Origin of the sequence: Bacillus australimaris, assembly GCF_001307105.1 — a bacterium.
GTDB lineage: Bacteria > Bacillota > Bacilli > Bacillales > Bacillaceae > Bacillus > Bacillus australimaris.
This window is the reverse complement of record NZ_LGYN01000012.1, coordinates 414,171-440,625: the sequence shown is the minus strand read 5'-3', so window position 1 is coordinate 440,625 and position 26,455 is coordinate 414,171. Positions and strand designations below refer to the sequence as shown.

Here is a 26,455-nt window from a genome sequence, read left to right as displayed (position 1 = left end):
CAAATCGGATGGGTTGCTTAGGAGGAAAATGGGTATGAGTGTGAAACAAACAGCATGGCAAATCATGATCGGATGTATATTGTTTGCAGCAGGACTAGGGCTGATGCAAATGGCGTCTGTGCAGCCCGCCGGGTTAAAGAAGATGGTCGCCATTCCGGTCTTGCTTTTGGTCCTGACGGCTTTTCTCGTGTTGATAAAACTATACATGAACGGTGAGCAAGTGTTCATGTCAGTCATCTACCTTTTGATTGCATTGACCTTTCTCAACAACGCGTTCTTTTCAATAAGTGCCGGGTTCTTTAGTCTTTTTCTCTATCGTATCATGCTCATTGTCGCCTTTGTTTTATTCATATGGCGGATGAGAGATAAGGGGACGTACATATCGCAGTGGCAGCAAATCCGTGTAAAAGGGATTCTTGGATTTTTCGCTGCATGGTTTCTTTACGGGCTCATTTCACTGCTGTGGGCTCATTCGGTCACAGATGGCCTCAAGTATATGTCCCTGCTTGCAATGGGGATGGGGTTTATCTTTCTTGTGGTCATGTACATTCAGCGCATCGATCAAGTGGTCACCTTTTATAGTATTTGGCTGGTCATGACCGTATTTGTCATGGGGATAGGATTTTATAATCACTTTACTTTGAACCATTTGCCGAATACCTCATTGTACCTTGGGCCGGCGTATAAACAGCACTATCCTACAGCTGTCTTTTTTAATCAAAATGACTTTGCGACGTTTTTATCCATTAGCTTTTTCTTATATGTAGCGTGCATGCGGCAAATGAAAAATGGTTATATCAAAGCCTTTGGATTATTAGGCGCAATCGCAGCACTGTATCTCATTTTATTAACAGAATCCCGCGCCAGCTTACTTGGCATATTTGCAGGGGTGGCAATCTATGTGTGGCTGCTGATGCCCCGTTTTCTCAAAAAGTGGTCACTCATCGCAGCGGGAGGACTTGGTGTCATCTGTATCGCTGTTTTTTCAGCCAAGATATATTCGGTCTTTTATGACCTGTTTCTCGCTTCTCAGGTCGCTCATTCTTTTAGTGAACCACTCCCATCCAACATCGCGAGAGCGAATTTGATCAAAAATGCCTGGCATTTCTTTACGAATTCATACGGGTTTGGGGTCGGAGCGGGTAATGTGTCTTACTATTTGGCCCACTTTTCGATCTTTGATACAGATCAAGTCGTTGAGGTGCACAATTGGCTTCTGGAAGTGATGACGAATTTTGGATTTGCGGTCATGCTGGGCTACATCTCAATCTACGCTTATCTCATGTTCACACTGTACAAACAATACCAATGGGCTGACACTCGATCAGCAAAAATGATCATTGAAGGTTTGTTTGCTGCCATGCTGAGCTTTCTCGTTTCAAGTATCAGTCCTAGTTCTGTCTCGAATTTATATTTCCACTGGGTCTTTTTAGGACTGGTGATCGCAGCGGTGAATATGCTGAAAAACAAACAACGATGTAAGACTTGGTGAACCGTGTGTGATGCTGGGCTTGTATGGCTACACTTGTGAAAAAAGCAAATACGTCAATGTTGGGAGAATGAACATGTCTGGTTTCATATCTAGAATAGGGAAGCGAATCAAAAAATATATCGTATGGCTTGTACTGCTGCCTATTGTATTAGGCGCTTTTGGTTTCTTTTTTGCCAAAGGGACAGCGCATCAGTCTAGTTACACAGCTGCTGTTACCCTCACGCTTGGTAAATATGATGACGGGGTGTATAACAATATGGCAGAAGTGACATCTCTATTAAAAAGTGATGCATTTCTGAATGAAGCACTCAGTGATGTCAAGGAAGAAGAAAGGCAGGATGTGAAAAACCGTCTCATCCTCACCAATCAATCAGATACACAATTACAGCTGTCTTTCACTGATGCCGATAAGGATCATGCTTTAGCTGTCGTGAAGCAGGTGTCAGATACATTTCTGAAGCAAGACAAAACATTATTTACAAAAAGGCAGCAAGTGATTGAAAGTAGATTAGCTGCTCTTGAAAACGAATCTGTCAGCAATGATTCCAAAGTAGATAAAGAACGATTTTTATATGAATTGGAGTCGACAAAGCTCGGAATGAAGCAGGCGAAGATTGTTGATCCCGCCCAGGTTTTGGATGAAGGCAATAAAGGGATGTCAGCGAAAAAGCGGGCACTGCTTGGACTTGTCATTGGCTTTAGTATCTCGCTCATGTTTGTGGTTTTACCCGAAGTGTTCAAAGAATCTTAATGATGAACTGGAGATGAGTCTTAGTGAACAAGCAACCGTTAGTATCAATCATTACACCGGCGTATAATGCGGAACGTTATTTAACGGATACAGTTCATTCCGTCCTTGCCCAAACCTATTCTAATTGGGAGTTGATCATCGCAGATGATTGTTCAACAGATGGGACAAGGAAGCTGCTTGAGGATGTAAGTCAAGTGGACGACCGAATCAATGTCATTTATTTAGAGCAAAATGGGGGAGCCGCCATTGCTAGAAACGAAGCCATCAAACAGGCAAAAGGCCGCTTTATCGCTTTTTTAGACAGCGATGATAAATGGAAAGAAACGAAGCTTGAAAAACAGGTAGACTTCATGCTGACAAATGATTATGCCTTTACTTTTACGGCATATGACATCATCGCAGAAAATGGAGAACCGCTAGAAAAAACCGTCACTGCACCAGCGAGATTAACCTATAATGAAGCCTTGAAAAATACCATTATCGGCTGTTTGACAGTGATGCTTGATCTTCACAAGGTAGGACATGTGGAAATGCCGAACATCCGCACAAGACAGGATTTAGCTACGTGGCTGTCAATTTTAAAGAAAGGATTTACAGCCTATGGTATGAGTGAACCGCTTAGTGAATACCGCATCGTGGGAAACTCAATCTCCAGTAACAAGTGGAAAGCAGCGAAAAAAACGTGGTTCGTCTACAGAGAAATTGAGCAGCTTCATTTTGTCAAAGCATCTTGGTGTTTTATGCACTATGCGACAAATGCGGTGAAGAAGCGCTTATAAACAAAAGGGAAAAAAGGTGATAAAGGTGAAAGCAGACTCGATCATACATGTTATCGTAGCGACGGGAGAATGGGGACAGGACGGCCTGAGGTACAGACGGCATCGACTGGCGGAATTTCTAGCATCTGATCCAGAAACGAAAGAGGTCATCTGGGTATGCCCATCTGCAACCCGTCATTCAGCTCCCTTTCAGCCCATAACCGATCGGATGAAGCAATTGACCATTCCTGATGTGCTCAAGAGCAAATTTTTTCGCTTTGGCCGATATCAAGACATGTTCTATATTCATAAATTATCCCCTCTTCTTGAGCATTTGCGGCAGGAGGAAAAGAAGGGGATCGCAGTTTGCTTATGGTATACGTTTCCTGGCTTTCCGCTCTTATCTTCTTTATTTGAATGGAAACATATCGTCTATGATTGCAGTGACCTGTGGGGAGAGCCGATAAGCGGCAAAAATAACATGCTTTCTTACATGAGGCAGCGTGTCATTGTCAAAGCGGAAAATCGAATCATCAAATACGCACACAGCATTACATGCTCTTCACAATACTTACACGATCAGATCAAAAAACGTCTCATGGGTGAACCGAAAGATGTGTTTACGGTGGAAAATGGCGTAGAATATGATGTATTTGCGAAAAGCAATCTTCCATGTAAAGAGGAGGTGCTGAAAGGAAGAGATGGAACCGTTCTTGGTTTTATTGGAGGCATCAAGCCAAAGCTCGATTTTGACATGATAGCTGAAGCTGCTCGCATGCAGCCTGATTGGACATTTTTATTTGTTGGTCCTGATGGAACAAATGGTGATCCATCTTTTCAGCATGCACTCAAACTGCCGAATGTGATTTGGACAGGTGCTGTTGCACCAGAAGAAGTGCCTGCGTACATGAAGCTAATTGATGTAGGCATGATGCCATACAAACAATCTCCTTACAATCAAGCTGTGTTCCCGCTCAAACTATATGAATTTTTAGCCGCCGGAATACCGGTTGTCGGTTTAAATCTTCCGTCAACGGAAAGGCTAAAAGAGAATGATGTGTATGAATATTTAGAGGGCGAAGATCCTGCGCTCTTCGTAGAAGCCTGCCAAAACGTGATCAGCAAAAAAGACGACATGACCTATAGACATCTTAGACAAAGCCGTGCGAAGAAAAAAGATTGGCACGCGCTGTTCACAAACATGGTGGAACTAACGAATATTAAAGAAAACGCATAATTCATCAAGGATTGTGCGTTTTTATTTGTTTCTTCTTCACAGGGGGAGCTTGTGATCATCCTCTATTCAATTGTATAATGGAAAGAGCGGCCAATATACAAAATACAGATTTCAATTTAGAAGGAGACTGACCTATGGATTACGAACGCGCCTTATTAGCGTTTTTTGTCTCTCTGGCTACAGTTTTAATTGTGACACCAATCGTCAAAAAGTTTGCAATTAAGATTGGTGCAGTGGACCAGCCGAATAAACGAAAAGTTCATGATAAAGTAATGCCTCGAATGGGCGGTTTGGCAATTTTTATTGGGGTAGCGGCTGGAGCATTAGCAGGTGGGCTGTTTCTACATAATAAAATTACAGCAATTTCAGTTGGCGCCGTACTCATCGTCATTCTAGGTATATTTGATGATAAATATAATTTAAGTGCAAAATTTAAATTTCTCGTACAAGTCCTTGTTGCTTGTTTGATTGTAAGCACGGGTTTAAAAATGGACTTTTTCTCTGTTCCTTTTTTGACAGATCGAATTGAGTTAGGCTGGATGGCATATCCCCTAACTGTGTTATGGATTGTCGGAATCACAAATGCCATTAATTTAATTGACGGTCTTGATGGACTGGCTGCCGGTATTTCTGTCATCGGTTTATCAACGATAGCCGTGATGGCATTTTCTGCTGATAAAATTCTGATTCTTTCTTTATCGCTTGTTGTCATTGGCAGTACCATCGGCTTTCTCTTTTACAATTTTCATCCGGCGAAGATTTTTATGGGGGATACCGGCTCACTGTTTTTAGGCTATATGATCTCGGTGCTGTCTCTTTTAGGATTATACAAAAGTGTCACTTTGTTTAGTGTTGTTGTCCCAGTGATCATCTTAGGTGTTCCTATTTTCGATACCACCTTTGCCATCATTAGACGAATATTAAACAAACAGCCGATTTCAGCGCCCGACAAATCTCATATTCATCATAGATTGATGGCCTTTGGTTTGTCCCATCGCATGGCTGTCATCGTGATTTACATGATTGGTTTAGTCTTTAGCTTAAGTGCGATTTTGCTCACAAGCGCTACTATTTGGTTATCACTGATCATTATCTTTTTACTGGTGATGTTCATGCAAGTGATTGCGGAAGTCACAGGTTTGGTAAATGAAGAGTTCAAACCATTTACGAAATTTTATAAACGAATGGTCAAAAGACAATAAAAAAACAGCCCGTTCCTAGGAACAGGGCTGTTTTTTTATTGTCCTGATGAAGTTGCAGGAGAAGTCGAAGTATCAGACGTTCCTGTTTCACCAGACGTTGAATTGGTTTGTGAATCTGTCTCAGTCGAAGATTCAGAAGGAAGCTTTAAATGCGTCCGTAATTCATTTTGTACGTTAGCTAAATTGGTTGGATCTGGCTCAAAGTAATACGTTCGATTTGGCCCTAAATAAAGATCTGTTCCTTTTATAGAGAGTGTTTCTGTGTCGTCTCCTTTAAATCCTCCGTAGATTTGCTGAAGAGCAAGCCCTTCTGTAATACGGAAATTGGTCGAAATGTGATCACTGACTTCTTTTGCGATATTATCCACGTTCGCAATGTTATTTGGCTTCGCCATTTGATCAATCATTGCTCGTAAAATTTGTTTCTGACGATCGTTACGTCCAAAATCACCGCGAGGGTCTTGTTTTCTCATCCGCGCGTAAGCAAGTGCTTCTTCCCCGTTTAAATGCATATCGCCTTTTTTAAAGTAAATCTTTTTCGATTTTTTAACATCACTTTTTTCATTGAAGTCAAATGGGACATCGATATCAATTCCGCCCATTTCATCAATGACATCCTTGAAGCCATCAAAATCTACTGTGGCATATTTATCGATTGGAATATGCAAGAATTGTTCGACAGTTTCAATCGTTTCATCTTTTCCGCCTTTAGCATATGCAGCATTGATCTTTTCTTTATTTCCTGTTGTGTCACCTGCAAGCTGTACACGTGTGTCACGAGGGATACTAACCATCTTCATCGTTTTGTCTTGCGGGTTAATTGTTGCGACAATGAGTGAATCTGAACGGCCATGATCACCATTTGTGGCGTAATCCTCAATTCCGACAAATAAAACGGAGAAAGGCTTTTTCTTAATATCAACGACGGCATCACGCAGCTTCGATTTCTCCCCGCGGTTCAGTTCATCATATGTTTTGTCAGCAGCCTGAAGTGTATTGACGATTTTATATACCGCAAATCCGCCCATGCAGATGATAAGAAGCAAAAATAAGACCAGAATACGTTTGAAAATTTTCTTCTTTTTACTCTTTTTCTTTCGTACACGCACTTTTACTCGTTGTGCCATTCATCTGTCTCCTTTATCGGACCAATGTCCTTTTCTAAATAAATAAGTTCGCCTTCTTTTGTAACACTTTTTCCATTTGTCAGTTCAGTCATCCACTCAATGAACTGCTCTGATTGTGTTTCTTCTACATATGTTTCAAAAATAACATCTTCTGTATAATGGATTTCTTTTAGCTGAAAAGATGAGGCTCTAAGCTCATTCTCTACCTTTCCAAGCCATGTATAATCTATTGTTGTGTGCATCGTACGCATTAAACAGCGCTCTACCATACCAACATGATTGATAGCTTCTGATACAGATTTTCCGTAGGCACGAATCAATCCGCCGGCGCCTAGCTTAATGCCGCCGAAATAACGAGTGACTACAACAACTGTATCTTTCAGCTTCCGTTTTTTTAATACTTCAAGCATTGGCACACCTGCTGTACCACTTGGTTCACCGTCATCATTTGCCTTTTGAATCAGGTCATGTTCACCAATGAGATAGGCTGAGCAATTATGCGTGGCATTCCAATGTTGTTTTTTTATGGATTGTATAAATGTTTGTGCTTCTTCTTCTGAGACAGCACGCTGTATATGACAAATAAAACGTGATTTTTCAATGACGATCTCATGCTCGCCACGACTTTTTACTGTAAGATAGCGATTCAGCAAAAGACATACCCTCCTGACAAGCAAATTGTAAGACTAGAGAAAATTTGCATTGGTTTTAGAATTTCACAGCGTATTTTGTTATGATGATAGGAGCGGAAAAAGGGTCGTCATAAAAACTTCATAATTTATACGCATTCTTTCATTATAATTCGACATAAATTGCAGATCAATGACATTTATAATAAAAAAAGATGACATCACTGTTACGGGAGGGAAAAGCCATGACAACACCTAAAATGGATCCGAAATTATTGGATTCAATCATCATGAAAATGCTAAGTACAGTTGATGGCAGCAAGGACGAAGTATTCAGAATTGGCGAACAGTCCCGTCAACAATATGAAAGCCTAGTAGAAGAGCTGAAGCAAATCAAGCAGCAAGTAAACGAAGTAATTGATTTTGGAGATAAACTAGAAGTCCATACAAGACATGCTAGAAATCGCTTATCTGAGGTCAGCAGAAACTTCAACAAATTCAGCGAAGAAGAAATACGAGAAGCCTACGAAAAAGCACATAATCTGCAAGTGGAACTCACCATGATCCAGCAGCGCGAGAAGCAGCTGAGAGAAAGAAGAGACGATCTGGAAAGACGATTATTAAGCTTACAAGACGTCATTGAACGCTCTGAAACGCTTGTGAGTCAGATTACAGTTGTTCTCAACTATCTCAATCAGGATTTACGTCAAGTCGGTGTTTTACTTGAAGATGCTCAGGCAAAACAAGATTTTGGGCTAAGGATTATTGAAGCCCAAGAAGAAGAACGCAAAAGAGTGTCTCGGGAAATTCATGACGGACCTGCTCAAATGCTGGCAAATGTGATGATGCGTTCCGAGCTAATTGAACGCATTTTTAGAGACCGTGGTACAGAAGAAGGCTTTAAAGAAATTAGAAGTCTTAGACAGAATGTGCGAAATGCACTGTACGAAGTGAGAAGAATCATTTATGATTTAAGACCAATGGCTCTAGATGATTTGGGTCTTATTCCGACACTAAGAAAATACTTAAATACAATTGAAGAGTATGATGGAAAAACAAAAATTACGTTCCAATGTCTAGGTGATACAGAAAGTGAAAGAATTGCTTCTCAATTTGAAGTGGCACTGTTTAGACTAGCCCAAGAAGCTGTTACAAATTCATTAAAGCATTCTGAAGCTGAAGAAATCTCTGTCAAAGTAGAAGTAACGAAAGACTTTGTGACTTTAATTATTAAAGACGATGGAAAAGGCTTTGATATGAAAGATGTGAAAACAAACAAAAACAAATCCTTCGGTTTACTTGGCATGAAAGAACGCGTAGACTTACTGGAAGGTAAAATGACCATAGACTCAAAAATAGGTCTAGGGACATTCATCATGATTCGCGTGCCATTATCATTGCAAAATAAAATTGTAAAATAGAGTCAAAAGACATATTGACCATAAAGTTCAGGTGTAGAACAATAAACATGGGGAGGCGTAGCTTGTGACTAAAGTAAATATTGTAATTATTGATGACCACCAATTATTCCGTGAAGGTGTCAAACGGATTTTAGATTTTGAACCTACTTTTGAAGTAGTTGCAGAAGGAGACGACGGTGACGAAGCTGCACGTATCGTAGAACACTATCATCCGGATGTTGTCATTATGGACATTAATATGCCGAATGTAAATGGTGTTGAGGCTACAAAGCAGCTAGTTGAGCTTTATCCCGAATCAAAAGTCATTATTCTATCTATTCATGACGATGAAAACTATGTAACACATGCATTGAAAACAGGGGCGAGAGGCTACCTGTTAAAAGAAATGGATGCAGACACACTTATTGAAGCAGTAAAAGTTGTAGCTGACGGAGGTTCTTATTTACATCCGAAAGTCACTCATAACTTAGTAAATGAATTCCGACGCTTAGCAACTAGCGGCGTTTCAGCACACCCGCAGCACGAGGTATATCCTGAAATTCGCAGACCGCTTCATATCTTAACGAGACGTGAATGTGAAGTTCTTCAAATGTTAGCTGACGGTAAGAGCAACAGAGGAATCGGTGAATCGCTCTTTATTAGTGAGAAAACAGTCAAAAACCACGTGAGTAACATTTTGCAAAAAATGAATGTAAACGACCGTACACAAGCTGTTGTTGTAGCTATTAAAAACGGTTGGGTAGAAATGAGATAATGTTTCGGACAAGTACTCCTTTTTCGCCTGTTTTTGTTCTCTCACATTTTAGCTGGAGAGAAATGATAGGCAAGGGAAGGGAGTCTTTTTCGGGTATAGCAGGCTTGCCTATTGATTAGGCAGGCTTTTTTGATTACTATTATAAATCTAATGAAAAAAATGATCATTCTTTTAAAATAAAAAAGAGTAACTCAATGAATAAGGAAGGTATTTAAGAATGAAAATAGCCGTTGTAACAGACAGTACTGCTTATATACCACAAGAGCTGCGTGATAAACATGATATTCATATGATTCCCCTTAATGTTATCTTTGGCAGTGAATCATACCGTGAAGAAATAGAAATGGACTGGAAGACATATTATGAAGAAATCAAAAAACACAAAGATCTTCCAACAACCTCTCAGCCTGCTTTCGGTGAATTAATAGCCTTATATGAAAAACTAAGCGAAACATTCGACGCTGTAATTAGTATTCACCTTTCAAGTGGAATTAGTGGAACGTATAATAGTGCAGCCTCAGCGAATGAACTAGTGGACGGAATTGACATTTACCCGTTTGATACTGAAACAAGCTGTATGGCACAAGGATTTTATGTGTTAGCAGCTGCTGAAAAAATCCAAGGTGGTGCTTCTGTAGAAGAAGTGTTAGCACATCTAAATGACCTGAAAAAAAGTCAGCGTGCTTATTTTATGGTTGACGACTTAACTCATTTGCAAAGAGGCGGAAGATTAAATGGTGCTCAGGCTTTCATTGGAAGCCTCTTAAAGGTAAAGCCTATTCTGCATTTTGACAACAAGCTAATTGTCCCTTTTGAGAAGATTCGTACACGTAAAAAAGCCATTTCACGTATTTTTGAATTATTTGATCAAGATGCATCACGTGGTGTACCAATGAGAGCAACACTGATACACGGTAATAGAGAAGAAGAAGTAGAAGAATTAATTGCGCACTTATCAGAAAAATATCCTCATGTTGAATTTTATAAAAGCTACTTTGGTGCTGTGATCGGCACTCATCTAGGCGAAGGCTCTTTGGCTCTTGGCTGGGTGATGAGATAAATCCTAAAAACCTCTTTTCTCATAGAAAAGGGGTTTTGTTTTTCTATTTTACCTGTTGGACGAAAGGTCATGTCTTTGTGCATAATAGGCAAACATCAATTGAAAGGTGTTTGTTGAAATTGAACATGGACAAAGCAATGAAACTAAGGCAACAGCTGCATTCACGTCATCTGCTTACCGTTGAAACAATGTGCCCACAGTCCAATTTGGATTGGCTGGAGGAGAAAGGCTTAGTCAATCGGACACCTGCCATTGAGAAGAAAGTAAATGGTTTTACATGCTCCAGGTGTGGTGTATCACAGATGCGGTACTTTGCTTACTCTCCGTGTGACGTATGTCAAAAAAATTGTGTGTATTGTAGGTCATGTATCATGATGGGGAAAGTAACTGAATGTGGATCTCTTTATGAATGGACGGGTCCACAAATGCTAGAAATATGTCGAGCCGAATTAACATGGCAGGGACAGCTGTCTAAAGGACAAAAAAGAGCGTCTGAAAGAATAATCGAAGCTATTAAAAACAAATTTGATCTACTCGTCTGGGCGGTTTGCGGGGCAGGGAAAACGGAGGTGCTTTTTCACGGAATAGAATTTGCTTTAAAACAAGGGATGAGTGTCTGTATTGCGACACCTAGAACAGATGTTGTGCTTGAGCTCGAACCACGGCTTCGAAAAGCATTTCAAGGGATGAAGATAGTTGTTCTTTATGGAGGCAGCTCTGAAAGATTCCAAATAGCACCGCTTGTGATCGCCACAACTCACCAGCTGATGAGATACAAAAATGCATTTGATGTGCTCATTGTGGATGAAGTCGATGCCTTTCCTTATTCAATGGATGAAAGCCTCCAATTCGCTGTTCTAAAGGCGATGAGAAAGAAAGGAGGGATTAGGATTTATTTAAGTGCGACACCCTCTAAAAATATGATGAGAGAGGTTTCTCGTGGAATACTTGAAGCGATAAAAATTCCTTTGCGCTTTCACCAACAACCGTTACCAGTTCCGTCCTTTCAATGGATAGGGCATTGGAAAAAGAAATTAAAAAAGAACCATCTGCCTCCTAAAGTGATGAAATGGTTGCAGAGACATATTGCAAAGAAGAGAAGAGTGTTACTTTTTGTTCCTTCAATTGCAAACATGAAGAAGGTAACGAAGATTCTTCTAGAACACAACCTAAACGTAGAGGGAGTATCTGCTGATGATCCAGACAGAAAACAAAAGGTTCAGCACTTCAGAGATTTTGCATACGATGTGCTAGTTACAACCACTATTCTAGAAAGAGGCGTAACCATTCCAAATGTTCAAGTGGGGGTACTAGGTTCAGAATCTACTATTTTTACAGAGAGTGCACTTGTTCAGATTTCTGGAAGAGCAGGTAGACATCCCGATTATTGTTCAGGAGACGTTATTTTTTTTCATTTTGGTTTAACGAGAAGTATGAAACAAGCAAAAAAGCATATCGTGAAAATGAATGATATTGCTGGAAAAGAGTTTTCTGAAAAATAGTGTGGGTTCAACTAAATCATGGTACATTATATTCACAATACGCTAATGGCAGGAGAGACATACGATGCTACTCAACGCAAAAGAAATACTACTCAAAGAAATCCTCTATCAATATCTCAACCAATTAAACATGATTTGTCATTGTGAAAAGTGTATGGAAGATGTATTAGCGATTTCACTGAATCAAGTGAAACCACAATATATAACAGATAGCGATAAAATATCCTACAGTAAATCTGAGATGGTGGATAAACAAAAGAATACTGCAATGCTGGTCATTCTGACAGAAGCTGCTTCGCAGGTTACGACATTTCCAAGGTGTGAAAACCGCCTGCTGCTGAACAAGGAAAACAATTGATTTGCCCAATCTGTGAAGGGCATTTCGTGCCTGCTTTTACATGGAAATCATTACTCCTATTAAATGATGATCGACTTTGTGTAGTATGTAAAAATCTCCTAGTAAAGATTGACCGCCCTATTTGTCCAGCATGCGGAAGAGCACAGTCAAATGACCAACTGTGCCAAGACTGTTATAGATGGAATGGCCGCTTTGATTCTACTAAAGTCCTTGTGAAAAATAGGTCAGTCTATACTTACAATGAGTTGATGAGAGATGTCCTTGCCCGCTTTAAATTTCGGGGTGATACGGCTTTAGTTGAGTTGTTTAAACGAGATGTACAAGCAGTATTTAAGAGATCCTTTTGCATGAAAGAACCTTTGCTGATTCCGATCCCTTTAAGTAATGAAAGGCTAAAAGAAAGAGGATTTAATCAGTCTGTCGTCATCGCTTCTATGATTGGTAAGCCGATATTGCAGCCGCTTGTTAAAATACATCAAAGTAAGCAGTCCAAAAAAAAGAAAAATGAACGCCTAGATCAAAAGGGACTGTTTCAAATAAAGCACACAGATGCGATTGTTCAAAAGGATATTATATTGGTTGATGATATCTATACAACGGGAGCAACTATTTATGATGCAGCAAGAATTTTAAAAGATGCAGGTGCCAAAAGTGTTTCTTCTTTTACATTGATACGTAGTTAAAAATCATGATAATCAACCGATATTAAGAAAAGAAAATAACGTAAGGGGTTTTGGTTATGAATCAATTGGCAAACTGTCCACAATGTAATCAGCTATTTTTAAAAACCACCATCCAAACGGTTTGTAACAAATGCTTTGAAGAAGAGGAACGTTCCTTTGATATCGTTTATAAATTCTTAAGGAAGCAAAGTAATAGACAATCAACCATTCCTGAAATAGTAGATGCAACAGAAGTTGATGAAGAATTAATCTTGAAATTTATCCGTTTGAAGCGACTTCAAATTAGTCAATTTCCGAATATCAATTATCCTTGTGAAAGATGTGGCAAACCGATCAGAAAAAACAAGCTTTGCAGCCAATGTGAACAGGATATTCATTCGCAAATAAGCCAAATGAATCAAGAGGAGGAGCGTAAAAGGGAGATTGAATCTAGGAAAAAAGACACCTATTATGCCATTAATCCTAAAAACGACTGATTCCCTAAACTAAGTTGCAGTTTGGTCGATAAAATGGATAGAATCAAGACAGACTGTAACGGAAAGCGAGAGGAATCCCGTGAAAATTAATCGATATGGAACACAACCAGTAAATCCTTACAAGAAAACATATGAGAAACAAACGTTGCAATCGAATCAAGCGAAAACAACTGATAAAGTCGAAATTTCTAAAAAGGCAATCGAAATGCAAAAGGTGCCGAATATTATGAGAGAACGCCAAGATAAAATAGACCAAATAAAAAAAAGCATCGAAGCCGGAACATATCAAGTAGATACAAAAGGCATTGCAGATAAAATGCTGAATTTTTATAAACAACAATAACAAAAGGGAGCAGCGTGAATGTCAGTTAAAATAATTATTGAAGAACTGCATCGTCTATATGGATTGCATGAACAGCTTTTAAAGCTGTCTAAGGATAAAACAGAAATGCTGAAAAGCAATGAGATTGATGCTCTTTCAGAGGTTCTGAATTTAGAGCAAAAGTATATTCAGGCTATTTCTCAATTAGAAGAAAAACGAATTGAAGCGACAGTTCAATTTTTACAAAGTGATCAGCCGCCAACCATCACCGCATGTATCGAAATAGCTGAAGGTACAGATCAAGAAGAGCTCATTTCGTTATATGAGAAGCTAAATGACATCATGGTGGAACTAAAAGATGTAAATGAACTGAACAAACAGCTCATTCAGCAGTCACTTCAATTTATTTCACTGACATTCGATCTCGTTAACCCTAATAAAGAAAATATGAATTACGGACAAAATGGTCTTGAGAGTTCAAAGCCTAAACAGCAGAGGGCTTTGTTTGATTCAAAGGCGTAAATAAGGAGGATACCAATGGGTTCTACATTCATGGGACTAGAAACGGCAAAAAGAGGAATCACAGCCCAGCGTGCAGGGCTTTATGTCACATCAAACAACGTCTCTAATGCAAATACGGAGGGCTACTCAAGACAAAGAGTGACCTTTAAAGCAGAAAATCCTTATCCAGTCATTTCTGTTTATGACGGCAAGACGTATGGTCAAATGGGGACAGGCGTACAAGTTGGAACGGTTGAAAGAATTCGAGACAGTTTTTTAGATCTACAATATAGAGATCATAACAACAACTTGTCTTACTACTCAACGAAGTCTGATGCCCTTTCACAGATGGAAGGGGTTATGAATGATTTGACGGATGAAGGCTTAAACAGAGCTTTTGATAACCTTTGGAAATCATTACAGGTGCTATCGGAAACAAAAAATGCTGATACAGCTTCTGCACGTACAGTTGTTAAAACAAGTGCACAGGCTTTAGTGGATCAATTCCGTCTGCTCAATTCTTCTTTAACAACGATACAAAAGAATTTGAAAACAGAACTCGATTCAACAGCCAAAGATGTAAACACTCTTTTAACTCAAATAGATGAAGTGAACAAACAGATTGCAACGGTTGAGCCAAATGGATATCTTCCAAATGATCTTTATGATACGCGTGATGCTTTGGTAGATCAATTATCTTCACTTGTTGATATTAAGGTCAGCTACAATCCACCTGGTGGTAATGCACTCAAAATTGCTGAAGGAACTGTCAACATCGACATTATCGGTGCAAATGGACAATCTGCTGGTACCATTTTGAATGGTATTACGAACGAAAAGTCTGAACTGCAAATCTCCTATGATAATACAACGGGACTTGTCAACTCACTTCAGTTCGGAACAACAACCATTGCAGCAGACCAATTACAAGTGAACGGTAAAGTAAAAGCACTTGTTGAGGCTTATGGTTACATGTCAAATGGTGCTGAAAAAGGCATGTATCCTGATATGCTTGCAGAGCTTGATGAAGTCGCACAAGTGTTCATGGATACATTTAACGATGTGCATAAGCAGGGGTACACGTTAAATGGGACAAGTGGTCAGGACTTTTTTGATATTGAGAACAACAATGATTTGAATAAAGGTCTGGCAGCTCGTATTAAAGTGAGTGATGTCATTTTAGCATCAACAGATAATATTGCAGCATCTCTTAATCAAACACAAGGTGACGGATCGAATGCTACGAAATTAGCTGATATTCAAAACTTAAAGTTACCAATCGGTGGTAATACAACGACGATTCAGGATTACTACCAAAATGTCATCGCTGAGATGGGGATACAAGGGAAAAAGAACATGACGCTGGAAAGCAGTTCAGCAGCTCTTGTCGATTCAGCCAATGAACGCAGAATGTCGACTAGCGCTGTCTCGATCGATGAAGAAATGACGAATATGATTCAATTTCAACATGCATATAATGCGGCTGCGAGAGTTGTGACATTACAAGATGAAATATTGGATAAAGTAATAAACGGCATGGGTGTCGTAGGAAGGTAGGGATAACTGATGCGAGTCACACAAGGTATGATTTCACAAAACTCACTGCGTAATATTAGTAAAAGTTATGAAAAACTATCTAAAATTAATGAACAGGCACAATCAGGAAAACGGTTTACGAAAACATCTGATGATCCTGTTGCAGCAGTCAAAAGCCTGCAATATAGTACAGCCCTGTTTCGAAATGAGCAATATCAGAATAACTTAAATGAAGCACGAAACTGGATTGATACATCTGAAACAAGTGTTACAGAAATCATTGATATTATGTCAAATGTACGAGATAAAGTGCTTGATGCGGCTAACGGAACAAAGCAGCCTGAAGATTTAGAAGCCATCGGAGTGGAAATTGGTCAGATGAAGAAACAAATCATTGATGCAATGAACACTCAAATGCTAGGTAAGTTCGTATTTAATGGGACAAATACAAATGTTAAACCAGTTGTCGAGAATGCAGATGGTACGTATACATTTAACTTCGAAAATTATACAGATGCGAATGCGGTTAAATCGAACATTTCTGATGGTATCACTTTAAATGTCAACTCAAATCCAATCTCAGCGTTTGGTGGACAGTCTGCCAGCGGTCAAAATGTCATTGAAATGCTAACTGATTTAGAAAACTCATTGAAAAATGGAACGTTCACGAATTCTGATGATGCATTAGGAAGCATCGATCAGTTTAAAGAAGTGATGAGTGCTGAGCGATCTGACCTAGGAGCCCGTACGAATCGTGTTGATTTAGTAGACAGTCGTTTGACTTCACAATTCGAAGTGTTAAAAAATGCTAAATCAGATAATGAAGATGTTGAAAGTGAAAAGGCAATTCTTGATCTTCTTACACAAGAGACTGTGAATAGAGCTGCTTTAGCGACAACAGCTAAAGTCATTCAGCCATCCCTTGTTGATTTCTTAAGATAATAAAAAGCATCCGTTGGGTGCTTTTTTGCATCATGGAGGTGAATGTATGCAAATCCCTAGATTGTTAATGCAGCAAACCTATGCAAAGCTGCAAATGTCGACAACTCCTTCCAGGCAAGAAGTAGAACAGCCACCAGCAGATCTTGATATTCAACAGCCGCGAGCTGTCATGAATATCATGAGGACACCGTCGAAATTAACCATTGATCAAACCGAGGCATTTGCCGATATGGATATCAAATCAATTTTTAGGCGTTCTGAGGAATGGGCAGCTGAAGGGAAACGTGCTGTTGGAGAAGGAATGGGCCGAAGAGCGGAAGAAGGAAGTGAACTCATTAAGATCGAGAATGGTGGAAATGCGATTGCTGAGTTTGCCAAAATCAATGGCAGTCCTCCAGCAAAACAATTCACTATTGGTGTGATCCCTTCATTCTTTAGTGTGAAAATTCACTATCAGCCTTCAGAGCTTCAAATTGATGTGGAGCCGCAAAAGGCAGTCATCAAGGCAACACCTCATAAACCAATCGTTAACTACCAGCCGGGTAAGGTTAATATTGACTTGTTACAATATCCGGAATTAAAAATAGAAGTTGACGAGACGGGCCAAAATGGTGATAAGGTATAGTTAAGAAAAACGAAAAAGGTCGTGAATTATGATCATTCAAACAAAATACCATGGTGAAGTGACAATTAAAGAGGAGCAAATCATTAACTTCTCTAATGGGATACCAGGATTTCTGGATCAAAAACAGTTTGTCATTTTGCCTTTATCAGAAGAGTCTCCATTTTTAGTTCTTCAATCATTGAAAAACGCAGCATTAGGCTTTATCGTCAGCAGCCCATTTTTATTCTTCAATCAATACGAATTTGATTTAGATGAAACGGTTGTAGACATTTTGGAAGTAGAAGATGCCAATGATGTGGAAGTAATGGTTATTTTAACAATGGAATCCTCTATTGAAAAAACAACAGCCAATTTAAGAGCGCCTATTATTGTGAATCGTAAAAACATGAAAGCTAAGCAGGTGATTTTGCATGATTCAGCCTATCATACAAAACATTTGTTAGAGGTGGCTTCCTCATGTTAGTGCTGTCTCGTAAATTAAACCAGTCGATTCAAATAGGCGATGATATTGAAGTCAAGATTATTTCAATCGAAGGCGATCAAGTGAAGGTCGGGATTGAGGCTCCTAAGCACATTGATATTCACAGGAAAGAAGTGTATCTGTCTATTCAAGAAGAGAACAATCGTGCTGCGAGTTTATCCTTAGATATCCTCTCTCAATTATCCTCACAAAAAAAGTGAGGATTTTTTTATCTGGTTCAGCTGTTCTTCTCCGTGTGAAAGCGTTTCGATATGGATGTTCATATTCTATATGAAACTTTAACAAATCTGTCCATCTATATTTAATTTGAAAATTCAAAGCCGATATAAAAGATAGATTAAAGCACAGGAGCTGAATAACTATGTCTGTTGGTAAGTTGACACCGCTAGAGCCAATTATCGATGCATTTCAAACCCGTGTTTCTAATAATCAGAATGACAATGTAAACGTTGAATCACAAACAAATGGCAAGATCGTTTCAAAAGAAGAAATTGAAAAAACGCTTCAAGGGGCAAATAAGCTCATTGAACCTACTCAATTTCATCTTCAATTTGAATTACATGAAAAACTCAATGAATATTATGTCAAAGTCGTAGATAACCAAACAGAAGAGGTCATTAGAGAAATTCCTTCCAAGGAATGGCTTGATTTCTATGCGGCAATGACAGAGATTGTCGGTTTATTTGTAGATAAAAAAATGTAATTGAAGGGAGAACATAAACAATGGTTAATCGAATTACTGGATTTTCAAATGTATTTGATATTGATGAGATCGTCTCAAAGCTGATGAAAACTGAACAAGCACCACTTGATAAAATGACACGTCAAAAACAGACACTCGAATGGCAAAGGGACAGCTATCGTGAGGTCAATTCTAAGGTCAAAGAACTAGATGATTTGATTAACAGCTTAAACTTATCGCTTCCAAGCACATATGGCGCCAAAAAAGTGACAAGCTCAAATGAATCAGCTGTCACAGCAACTGGATCAACAAATGCGACCTCTGGCTCAATTCATGTCACTCAACTAGCGACAGCTTCCGTCTTCAAATCCTCTGGTGCATCTGGATTTACACCTGCCAATGGCACGTTTACGTTTCAAGTGACGACACCAGATTCAACAGAACCAAAAACGGTGACGATCGATACTTCTGATACCGATACAGTTGATGACATCGTGAAAAAGCTGAACAGCTCGCAATTAGGTGTGACGGCTTACAAAGGGCAGATTTTTGACGGGGCCAACTATGTCGATACGATTGCTCTCACTTCACGAGCAACGGGTGAAGGTGTCAGTATTAAAGCAGCTGATGGCAATTCGGCTTCATTTTTAACGCAATTAGGCTTCCAAGTAGATGCCGACAATAAATTAGTTGCGACTACTCAAGGACAGAAGGCACAATACGAGATTAACGGCCTGAAAATGGAGAATAACAACAATACATTTACACAGGCTGGTATTACGTACGAGCTTAAAGGAACAACGGATCAGCCTGTCAGCTTAAACGTTTCAACAGATGTGGATGCAATCTTTGATAAGATTAAACAATTTGTTGATAAATACAATGAGCTCGTTGAACAGATTAATGGTAAAGTCAATGAAAAAAGAAACAGAGACTATCAACCATTAACAGCAGAAGAGAAAAAAGGGATGTCTGACAAAGAAGTGGAGCTATGGGAAACGACCGCGAAGTCTGGCTTGTTGAGAAGTGATTCCATTTTACGATCCGGTGCCTCTACAATAAGAAATGACTTTTATGCTGAAATTACGACAAGTGATGCGAATAAAATTCACTTGACACAAATCGGTATTACGACATCATCGAAGTATAAAGATGGCGGAAAACTTGAGATTAATGAAGAGAAACTAAGAAAAGCCATTGAAGAAGATCCGCAGAAGGTCAGTCAAATGTTCATCTCGGGTAGTTTAAATGTGGATTCAACAGATAAAGCAAAAGCGCAGCAGCAATATAAAGAACAAGGAATCATTTATCGTGTCAAGAATTCCTTAACTGCCTTCACGAAGAGCATTCAAACAAAGGCTGGCAGCACAACGATGGAATTAAAAGAATATGGCCTTGGTAAGGACCTTGATTCTTTGGGCAAGCGAATGAGTACGTTCCAAGACCGCTTGAAAATGGTTGAAGACCGTTACTATAAAAAGTTTAACGCCATGGATAGTGCAATTCAAAAACTAAACAGCCAATCTGGCTATCTTTCTCAACTGCTTGGACAATAATTGGAGGTTTATAACATATGGCAATGCAGAACCCTTATGCCGCCTATCAGAAAAATTCTATTGAGACTGCAACACCTGCTGAGTTGACGCTTATGCTTTATGAAGGCTGCTTAAAGTTCATCAGACTAGCGAAGTATGCCATTCAAAAAGAGGATACGGAAACGAGAAACTTGAACCTGAAAAAGGCACAAAACATCATTCAAGAATTAAATGTCACCTTAAATCGTTCTTATGACGTATCAAAGAGTATGGCAAGTATGTATGATTATATTTATCGCAGACTGATAGAAGCCAATCTTCAAAATGACGAAGAGATATTGAATGAAGTAGAGCAGTACGTCACTGATTTCCGTGATGCGTGGAAGGAAGTCGTTCAAACTGATCGAAAAGGGCGCCACCACTCTATCGGAGGATCTCTATGAGTATTGTGGACCAGCTGCATGATCAAACATTAAAAATGGCAGCCGAAATAGAGGCAAATCCGCAAAGTGACACATTGGTTGAAGACTTTGATGCTTTTTTAATTGAGAGAGACGAATTAATGAGAGATATACAGCATGAGCTGACGGATCAAGAAAAAGAGAAAATCAGAGAAATCATACAAACAGATCAACAGATGGCGAAACAATTAACGGTTATCCAGAATGGGATAAAAGCAGATATTCAAGCCATTCAAATAAAGAAAACAAAACAGTTGAACTATCAAAATCCATATCAGCCCATGACGAGTGACGGCGTATACTACGATAAACGGAAATAAATAGGTGAGACCTGTGGCGTATCGTTCAGATGATTATATTTTATTAACCACATATTATGACCTTCTATATACGATAGAAGAGAGTCTAAAATATTTAGATGAAATTGAGAAGGATTTTGCTAAAACAGAAGGGGATCGGATCTTTAATGATCTGATCCATGCCTTCTTTCATTTAGAGACAACACATCCCCTTCTGCTTTCAATTATTAAAAATGAGCATTTTGCCAAGACGATTCGTTCGTTTGATCAAATATTTTTAAGTTTTGATATACTAGCTTTCTATACATTCCCTTCAAATCACTTCCAATCATTCCTGAAATCATATTTTATACCTGAATATAGAAAGTGGATGGATGAAATACATGCCTGTATGAGGCCGTATGTCATTCATTAATTTTTGTCCAATTCAGACCATTCGGAGGAAATTATGAGACTAAAAAATCAATTTTTATTTGGGCTTATTGTCATATGTGTGCTGTTTGTCAGTATTTTAGGTTTTTCAAGCTTCATCTATTACAAAACAGATCAATCCTATAAAGACCTTCTAAGCAAGGAAGTGAAACTTTATCAGACTTCTCTGGAATTAGAGGCACTTTTGCAGAAGCAGGAGGCGCAGATTAAAACATATGTCGTGGTGCAAGATGCTAAAAATTTGCAGAAAATTGAGCAAACATATGAAGATATTAATAAGAAAACGGCACAAGCTTCAAAAATGAGTACTGTCAAACAAGCAAAAAATCTATTAGATCAAATCTCAGAAAAAAATTATCTCTACTATACCTCAACAAATCGATTATTTAATTCATTAAATATGCAAAATCAAAAAGAATTCAACACCCGCCTCAGTCAAGAATTACAACCTATCGAACAAGAAATACATACCTTAACAAAAGAATTTGCTCAAACACAACTAAAACAACGTGATCAAAAAATCGATCAGCTCAATCAAGACAGTAATCAATTATTGCTTACACTTATTTTGGCCAGTGTGGCAATTATCGTTGGCTTTTTGGTAATCGGGTCCAGGTTCGTTCATCGCATGACAAAACCGATTGTTTCTGTCACAAATGCCGCGAGAAGGATGGCAGATGGTGATCTTACCCTTGATGAGATTGAAGTGACCTCTAAAAATGAGATTGGCCAGCTCGGCACAGCCTTTAACCAAATGACAACTCATTTGCGCCAGCTCATTTTACAGGTGCAAAACGGATCAAGACAGCTTGCTGATTCTGCTGCTCAGTTTGAGGAAACCATCAGTCAAACGATATCGGCTAGTGAGCAGACATCTAGCTCGATTGAACAGGTCAGTGAAGCTTCACGTGAACAATCAGACGCGGTCGGAAAAGTCGCCTCTGCCATTCAGGAAGTGTCGACTGGCATGCAAAATGCAGCAGTACACACGTCCGATGTTTCGGGTCACTCAATTTCAGTGACTGAAAAGGCTGAAGAGGGTGCGGCTCTGATTCAACAATTTGTGAAACAAATGAGCTCTATTAAAGAGTCTGTGAATGAACACCATTCCACAATGGCTCATGTACAAGCACAGTTTACGGGCATTCAAAATCTGTTGGGGAATATCCATGCCATTGCTGACCAAACGAATTTGCTTGCATTAAACGCAGCCATTGAAGCAGCAAGAGCGGGAGAACATGGAAGAGGTTTTGCAGTTGTAGCAGATGAAGTGAGGAAGCTGGCAGAAGAATCTAGTCAGCTGACAGATCAAATTAGTCAATTACTCGCCAACGTGAACAAAGATACAGAAAGGTCATCACAATCGATGACAAAAGTTGAGAGAGATGTAGCAGAAGGTGTAAATGTATCACAATTATCTGAACAGAGTTTCCATGAAATCCTGGAATCTATTCGTGATATTTCAATGAAAGCAGAGGAGCTGTCAGCCACTGCAGAGCAAATTTCCGCTAGTACAGAGGAAATTTCTCAAACAGTTGGTGTCATTGAAGAAGGAGCCAAACGAAACTCAGAAGAGACGGAGTACATGTCTGCTGCTGTTGAAGAATCATTAGCGGCAAATGAAGAAATGAAAGCAGCTGCGGAGGATTTAAAATCCTTATCTCAATCGCTGAAAACATCTATTTCATCTTTTACCATTTAATGTGCACTGGTCTTTTTCAAGAATCAGTCGAATATATATTCATCACCTATCAAGCAATAGTTGAAGCACCGCAAAATTCGACAAATTTCAATAAATATTCACATTTTTTTTACGTTTGAGCAGGAGAATAGGAGGGAAAAGTAGAAATAGGTTTACATATCCTTAATTTTAAAGGAGGCGTTCTTTACATGAATTACAATGTCAGAGGAGAAAACATCGATGTAACACCTGCACTAAGAGATCATGTCAAGAAAAAAATTGGAAAGCTGGAGCGTTACTTTGAAACAGATGTAGATGCTTCAGTCAACGTGAACTTGAAGTTTTACAACGATCAAGAATCTAAAGTTGAGGTTACTATTCCAATGACTGATCTAGCACTTCGAGCTGAGGTGCATAATGAGGATATGTACAATGCAGTAGATCTAGCAGCCAGTAAATTAGAACGTCAAATTCGGAAACACAAAACAAAAGTAAACCGTAAATTCCGCGAGCAAGGTGCGAAAAAGCACTTATTTGCTGGAGGAAATGGGATTGCTGATGTAGCAGTTCAAGATGACGAAGAAATTGATGAAACAGAAATCGTCAGACAAAAACGTTTCAACTTAAAACCGATGGACAGCGAAGAGGCCATTCTCCAAATGAACATGTTAGGTCATAGTTTCTTTGTCTTCACAAATGCTGAAACAAATTTGACCAATGTGGTTTATCGTCGAAATGACGGTAAATATGGACTTATTGAGCCAAACGCTTGATGATCAGTTGATGCTGATTCAAAAACAACCTAAATAAAGTAAACCCGCTCCTTTCATAAGGGGCGGGTTTTTTGTGCGAAATTATGGCAAATTCTTTGGAAATGAAAGAAGGTATGGTATGATAAATGCAGGTAAATATGGACCTGTCAAACTTTTGGACATGCCGAAAAATTGCATGAAATAGAGGAGCGTTATTATATGCTTGGAATCTTAAATAAAGTGTTTGATCCTACGAAACGTACGATCAGCCGATATGAAAAAAAGGCAAATGAAATCGAAGCTCTCGCTCAAGATTTTGAAAAATTATCTGACGAGGCTTTACGAAATAAAACGATCGAATTCAAAGAAAAACTTGAAAAAGGACAATCCGTGGATGACCTGTTGGTTGAAGCATTTGCAACGGTTCGCGAGGCATCCCGCCGCGTAACAGGAATGTTCCCATTTAAGGTGCAGCTCATGGGGGGGATCGCACTTCACGAAGGCAACATCTCTGAGATGAAAACAGGTGAAGGTAAAACGTTGACATCAACAATGCCTGTTTATTTAAATGCTCTTTCTGGAAAAGGCGTCCACATCGTAACAGTCAACGAATACTTGGCAAGCCGTGATGCGCAGGAAATGGGCAAGATTTTTGAATTCCTTGGCTTAACGGTTGGCTTAAACTTAAACAGCTTAGATAAAGATGAAAAAAGAGAAGCGTATGCCGCTGATATCACGTATTCAACAAACAATGAACTCGGCTTTGACTATTTACGAGACAACATGGTGCTTTACAAAGAGCAAATGGTTCAAAGACCACTTCATTATGCCGTGATTGATGAGGTTGACTCCATCTTAATTGATGAAGCGAGAACACCTCTTATTATTTCTGGACAAGCTGCGAAATCAACAAAGCTTTATGTACAAGCCAATGCATTTGTCCGTACATTAAAAATAGAAGATGATTTCACGTATGATATTAAAACAAAAAGTGTGCAGCTGACTGAAAGCGGAATGACGAAGGCGGAAAAAGCATTCGGCATCGAAAACCTGTTTGATGTCAAACATGTTGCGCTGAACCATCACATCGCTCAGGCGCTAAAGGCACATGTTGCGATGCAAAAAGACGTGGATTATGTGGTAGAAGAAGGTCAAGTAGTCATTGTTGACTCCTTCACAGGACGTTTAATGAAAGGACGCCGCTATAGTGAAGGTCTGCATCAAGCTATCGAAGCAAAAGAAGGTCTTGAAGTACAGAATGAAAGCATGACACTAGCAACCATTACATTCCAGAACTACTTCCGTATGTATGAAAAGTTATCTGGTATGACTGGTACAGCGAAAACGGAAGAAGAAGAATTCCGTAACATATACAACATGCAGGTTGTGACAATCCCGACCAACCAACCAGTAGTTCGTGATGACAGACCTGATTTAATTTACCGCACAATGGATGGTAAATTTAAAGCAGTGGCTGAGGATGTTGCGCAGCGCTATATGACAGGGCAGCCAGTTCTTGTCGGAACAGTAGCAGTTGAGACATCTGAGCTTATTTCTAAGCTGCTTAAAAATAAAGGCATTCCTCATCAAGTGTTAAATGCGAAAAACCATGAACGTGAAGCGCAAATTATTGAAGAGGCTGGTCAAAAAGGTGCCGTTACCATTGCGACAAACATGGCAGGACGTGGTACGGACATCAAGCTTGGCGAAGGTGTAAAAGAACTCGGAGGTCTGGCTGTTATTGGGACAGAGCGTCATGAATCCCGCCGTATTGATAACCAGCTTCGCGGACGTTCTGGGCGTCAAGGAGACCCTGGGATTACTCAATTCTATCTATCCATGGAAGATGAATTGATGCGCCGATTTGGTGCAGAGCGGACGATGGCGATGCTTGATCGCTTTGGCATGGATGACACTACACCAATCCAAAGTAAAATGGTGTCTAAAGCCGTTGAATCATCTCAAAAACGCGTTGAGGGGAACAACTTTGATTCCCGTAAGCAGCTTCTCCAATATGATGATGTGCTTCGTCAGCAGCGTGAAGTGATCTACAAACAGCGCTTTGAAGTCATTGATTCTGATAACTTAAAATCAATTGTCATCAACATGATTCAATCTTCAATTGAGCGGGCTGTTGGATCTTATACACCTAAAGAAGAGCTGCCTGAAGAATGGAAACTAGATGGTCTTGTTGAGTTAATCAACACGAACTATTTAGACGAAGGAGCCATTACGGTCAAAGATATCTTCGGTAAAGAAGCAGATGAAATCACAACCTTCATCATGGATCGTATTAAAGAAAAATACGATGCGAAAGAAGAAACATTTGGCGATGAACAAATGCGTGAATTTGAAAAAGTCATCGTTCTTCGTGCGGTGGATTCAAAGTGGATGGATCACATCGATGCAATGGATCAGCTGCGTCAAGGTATTCATTTACGTGCGTATGCACAAACGAATCCGCTTCGTGAGTATCAAATGGAAGGATTTGCGATGTTTGAGCATATGGTTGCTTCAATTGAAGATGATGTGGCCAAGTATGTCTTGAAATCAGAAATCCAAAACAACCTAGAACGTGAAGAAGTGGTTCAAGGTCAAACAACGGCTCATCAGCCACAAGAGGGCGATGAGGAGAAGACAGTGAAGAAAAAGCCGGTACGTAAAGTCGTTGACATTGGACGAAACTCTCCATGTCACTGCGGAAGCGGCAAGAAATATAAAAATTGTCATGGGAAGACAGAATAAGTAATGGAAAG

At 39.4% G+C, this 26,455-nt stretch carries 29 protein-coding genes; 27 read left to right on the top strand and 2 right to left on the bottom strand.

What is annotated here, in order from left to right; genetic code table 11:
- The first annotated feature begins 34 nt into the window (after positions 1–34).
- The 5 genes from tuaE to AKG37_RS08840 all read left to right on the top strand — a co-directional run bounded on the left by tuaE (position 35) and on the right by AKG37_RS08840 (position 5,440).
- A complete protein-coding gene (gene tuaE / locus AKG37_RS08860) occupies positions 35–1,492 on the top strand; it encodes a teichuronic acid biosynthesis protein TuaE (protein WP_060698466.1) in 1,458 nt (485 codons plus the stop codon).
- Between the two features lie 73 nt (positions 1,493–1,565).
- Positions 1,566–2,243 carry a teichuronic acid biosynthesis protein TuaF gene (gene tuaF, locus AKG37_RS08855; RefSeq protein WP_060698465.1) on the top strand — a complete coding sequence of 226 codons (678 nt, stop codon included), beginning with the start codon at positions 1,566–1,568 and terminating at the stop codon, positions 2,241–2,243.
- A 23-nt stretch (positions 2,244–2,266) separates the two neighbouring features.
- Positions 2,267–3,022, top strand: coding sequence for a teichuronic acid biosynthesis protein TuaG (gene tuaG / locus AKG37_RS08850; RefSeq protein WP_060698464.1), 756 nt, complete (start codon positions 2,267–2,269; stop codon positions 3,020–3,022).
- A 16-nt stretch (positions 3,023–3,038) separates the two neighbouring features.
- Positions 3,039–4,238: a teichuronic acid biosynthesis protein TuaH gene (gene tuaH / locus AKG37_RS08845; protein WP_078060992.1), complete on the top strand. Its 1,200-nt coding sequence runs from the start codon at positions 3,039–3,041 to the stop codon at positions 4,236–4,238.
- Between the two features lie 134 nt (positions 4,239–4,372).
- Positions 4,373–5,440: a glycosyltransferase family 4 protein gene (locus AKG37_RS08840; protein ID WP_034660156.1), complete on the top strand. Its 1,068-nt coding sequence runs from the start codon at positions 4,373–4,375 to the stop codon at positions 5,438–5,440.
- Positions 5,441–5,475: 35 nt separating this feature from the next.
- On the opposite strand, the gene AKG37_RS08835 is transcribed toward AKG37_RS08840, so the two are convergent.
- Both AKG37_RS08835 and AKG37_RS08830 read right to left on the bottom strand, forming a co-directional pair.
- A complete protein-coding gene (locus AKG37_RS08835; protein ID WP_060698462.1) occupies positions 5,476–6,567 on the bottom strand; it encodes an LCP family protein in 1,092 nt (363 codons plus the stop codon).
- On the bottom strand, positions 6,552–7,220 hold the full coding sequence (locus AKG37_RS08830; RefSeq protein WP_060698461.1) for a YigZ family protein: 669 nt from the start codon (positions 7,218–7,220) through the stop codon (positions 6,552–6,554). Before AKG37_RS08830 ends, AKG37_RS08835 begins: the two co-directional genes overlap by 16 nt.
- Positions 7,221–7,441: 221 nt before the next feature.
- Here AKG37_RS08830 and degS point away from each other — a divergent pair, with 221 nt between their 5' ends.
- The 22 genes from degS to secA all read left to right on the top strand — a co-directional run bounded on the left by degS (position 7,442) and on the right by secA (position 26,444).
- Positions 7,442–8,617, top strand: a complete 1,176-nt coding sequence (gene degS / locus AKG37_RS08825) for a two-component sensor histidine kinase DegS (RefSeq protein ID WP_060698460.1) — start codon at positions 7,442–7,444, stop codon at positions 8,615–8,617.
- Between the two features lie 64 nt (positions 8,618–8,681).
- Positions 8,682–9,371: a two-component system response regulator DegU gene (gene degU / locus AKG37_RS08820; protein ID WP_008348273.1), complete on the top strand. Its 690-nt coding sequence runs from the start codon at positions 8,682–8,684 to the stop codon at positions 9,369–9,371.
- Positions 9,372–9,588: 217 nt separating this feature from the next.
- Positions 9,589–10,431 carry a DegV family protein gene (locus tag AKG37_RS08815; protein ID WP_060698459.1) on the top strand — a complete coding sequence of 281 codons (843 nt, stop codon included), beginning with the start codon at positions 9,589–9,591 and terminating at the stop codon, positions 10,429–10,431.
- Positions 10,432–10,550: 119 nt separating this feature from the next.
- A complete protein-coding gene (locus tag AKG37_RS08810) occupies positions 10,551–11,933 on the top strand; it encodes an ATP-dependent helicase ComFA (protein ID WP_273700884.1) in 1,383 nt (460 codons plus the stop codon).
- Positions 11,934–11,997: 64 nt separating this feature from the next.
- Positions 11,998–12,291 (top strand): late competence protein ComFB, encoded by a 294-nt coding sequence (gene comFB / locus AKG37_RS08805; RefSeq protein WP_060698458.1) that lies wholly within the window; start codon positions 11,998–12,000, stop codon positions 12,289–12,291.
- 347 nt (positions 12,292–12,638) lie between these two features.
- Positions 12,639–12,974: a ComF family protein gene (locus AKG37_RS19185; RefSeq protein ID WP_237697700.1), complete on the top strand. Its 336-nt coding sequence runs from the start codon at positions 12,639–12,641 to the stop codon at positions 12,972–12,974.
- Positions 12,975–13,030: 56 nt separating this feature from the next.
- Positions 13,031–13,450: a TIGR03826 family flagellar region protein gene (locus tag AKG37_RS08795; RefSeq protein ID WP_060698457.1), complete on the top strand. Its 420-nt coding sequence runs from the start codon at positions 13,031–13,033 to the stop codon at positions 13,448–13,450.
- Between the two features lie 79 nt (positions 13,451–13,529).
- Complete coding sequence (gene flgM / locus AKG37_RS08790; protein WP_060698456.1) at positions 13,530–13,793, top strand: flagellar biosynthesis anti-sigma factor FlgM; 264 nt, start codon at positions 13,530–13,532, stop codon at positions 13,791–13,793.
- A gap of 18 nt (positions 13,794–13,811) precedes the next feature.
- Complete coding sequence (locus tag AKG37_RS08785) at positions 13,812–14,294, top strand: flagellar protein FlgN (protein WP_060698455.1); 483 nt, start codon at positions 13,812–13,814, stop codon at positions 14,292–14,294.
- A 15-nt stretch (positions 14,295–14,309) separates the two neighbouring features.
- Complete coding sequence (flgK, locus tag AKG37_RS08780) at positions 14,310–15,830, top strand: flagellar hook-associated protein FlgK (protein WP_060698454.1); 1,521 nt, start codon at positions 14,310–14,312, stop codon at positions 15,828–15,830.
- 9 nt (positions 15,831–15,839) lie between these two features.
- On the top strand, positions 15,840–16,751 hold the full coding sequence (flgL, locus tag AKG37_RS08775) for a flagellar hook-associated protein FlgL (RefSeq protein WP_060698453.1): 912 nt from the start codon (positions 15,840–15,842) through the stop codon (positions 16,749–16,751).
- Between the two features lie 46 nt (positions 16,752–16,797).
- Entirely contained in the window at positions 16,798–17,376 is a 579-nt protein-coding gene (locus AKG37_RS08770; protein ID WP_060698452.1) for a DUF6470 family protein, read from the top strand.
- Between the two features lie 28 nt (positions 17,377–17,404).
- The gene (fliW, locus tag AKG37_RS08765) at positions 17,405–17,839 is read left to right on the top strand and encodes a flagellar assembly protein FliW (protein ID WP_041088051.1); all 435 of its coding nucleotides are present in this window, start codon (positions 17,405–17,407) and stop codon (positions 17,837–17,839) included.
- Positions 17,833–18,057 (top strand): carbon storage regulator CsrA, encoded by a 225-nt coding sequence (gene csrA, locus AKG37_RS08760; protein ID WP_060698451.1) that lies wholly within the window; start codon positions 17,833–17,835, stop codon positions 18,055–18,057. Before fliW ends, csrA begins: the two co-directional genes overlap by 7 nt.
- A gap of 161 nt (positions 18,058–18,218) precedes the next feature.
- Positions 18,219–18,560 (top strand): flagellar protein FlaG, encoded by a 342-nt coding sequence (flaG, locus tag AKG37_RS08755; protein WP_060698450.1) that lies wholly within the window; start codon positions 18,219–18,221, stop codon positions 18,558–18,560.
- Positions 18,561–18,580: 20 nt separating this feature from the next.
- A complete protein-coding gene (locus tag AKG37_RS08750) occupies positions 18,581–20,095 on the top strand; it encodes a flagellar hook-associated protein 2 (RefSeq protein ID WP_060698449.1) in 1,515 nt (504 codons plus the stop codon).
- Positions 20,096–20,112: 17 nt separating this feature from the next.
- Complete coding sequence (gene fliS, locus AKG37_RS08745) at positions 20,113–20,517, top strand: flagellar export chaperone FliS (protein ID WP_060698448.1); 405 nt, start codon at positions 20,113–20,115, stop codon at positions 20,515–20,517.
- Positions 20,514–20,855, top strand: coding sequence for a flagella biosynthesis regulatory protein FliT (gene fliT, locus AKG37_RS08740; RefSeq protein WP_060698447.1), 342 nt, complete (start codon positions 20,514–20,516; stop codon positions 20,853–20,855). Before fliS ends, fliT begins: the two co-directional genes overlap by 4 nt.
- Before the next feature lie 13 nt (positions 20,856–20,868).
- Entirely contained in the window at positions 20,869–21,249 is a 381-nt protein-coding gene (locus tag AKG37_RS08735; RefSeq protein WP_060698446.1) for a DUF8042 domain-containing protein, read from the top strand.
- A gap of 33 nt (positions 21,250–21,282) precedes the next feature.
- The gene (locus tag AKG37_RS08730; RefSeq protein ID WP_060698445.1) at positions 21,283–22,968 is read left to right on the top strand and encodes a methyl-accepting chemotaxis protein; all 1,686 of its coding nucleotides are present in this window, start codon (positions 21,283–21,285) and stop codon (positions 22,966–22,968) included.
- 188 nt (positions 22,969–23,156) lie between these two features.
- Positions 23,157–23,720, top strand: a complete 564-nt coding sequence (gene hpf / locus AKG37_RS08725; protein WP_060698444.1) for a ribosome hibernation-promoting factor, HPF/YfiA family — start codon at positions 23,157–23,159, stop codon at positions 23,718–23,720.
- Between the two features lie 198 nt (positions 23,721–23,918).
- Positions 23,919–26,444 carry a preprotein translocase subunit SecA gene (gene secA, locus AKG37_RS08720; RefSeq protein WP_060698443.1) on the top strand — a complete coding sequence of 842 codons (2,526 nt, stop codon included), beginning with the start codon at positions 23,919–23,921 and terminating at the stop codon, positions 26,442–26,444.
- Positions 26,445–26,455: the final 11 nt, after the last annotated feature.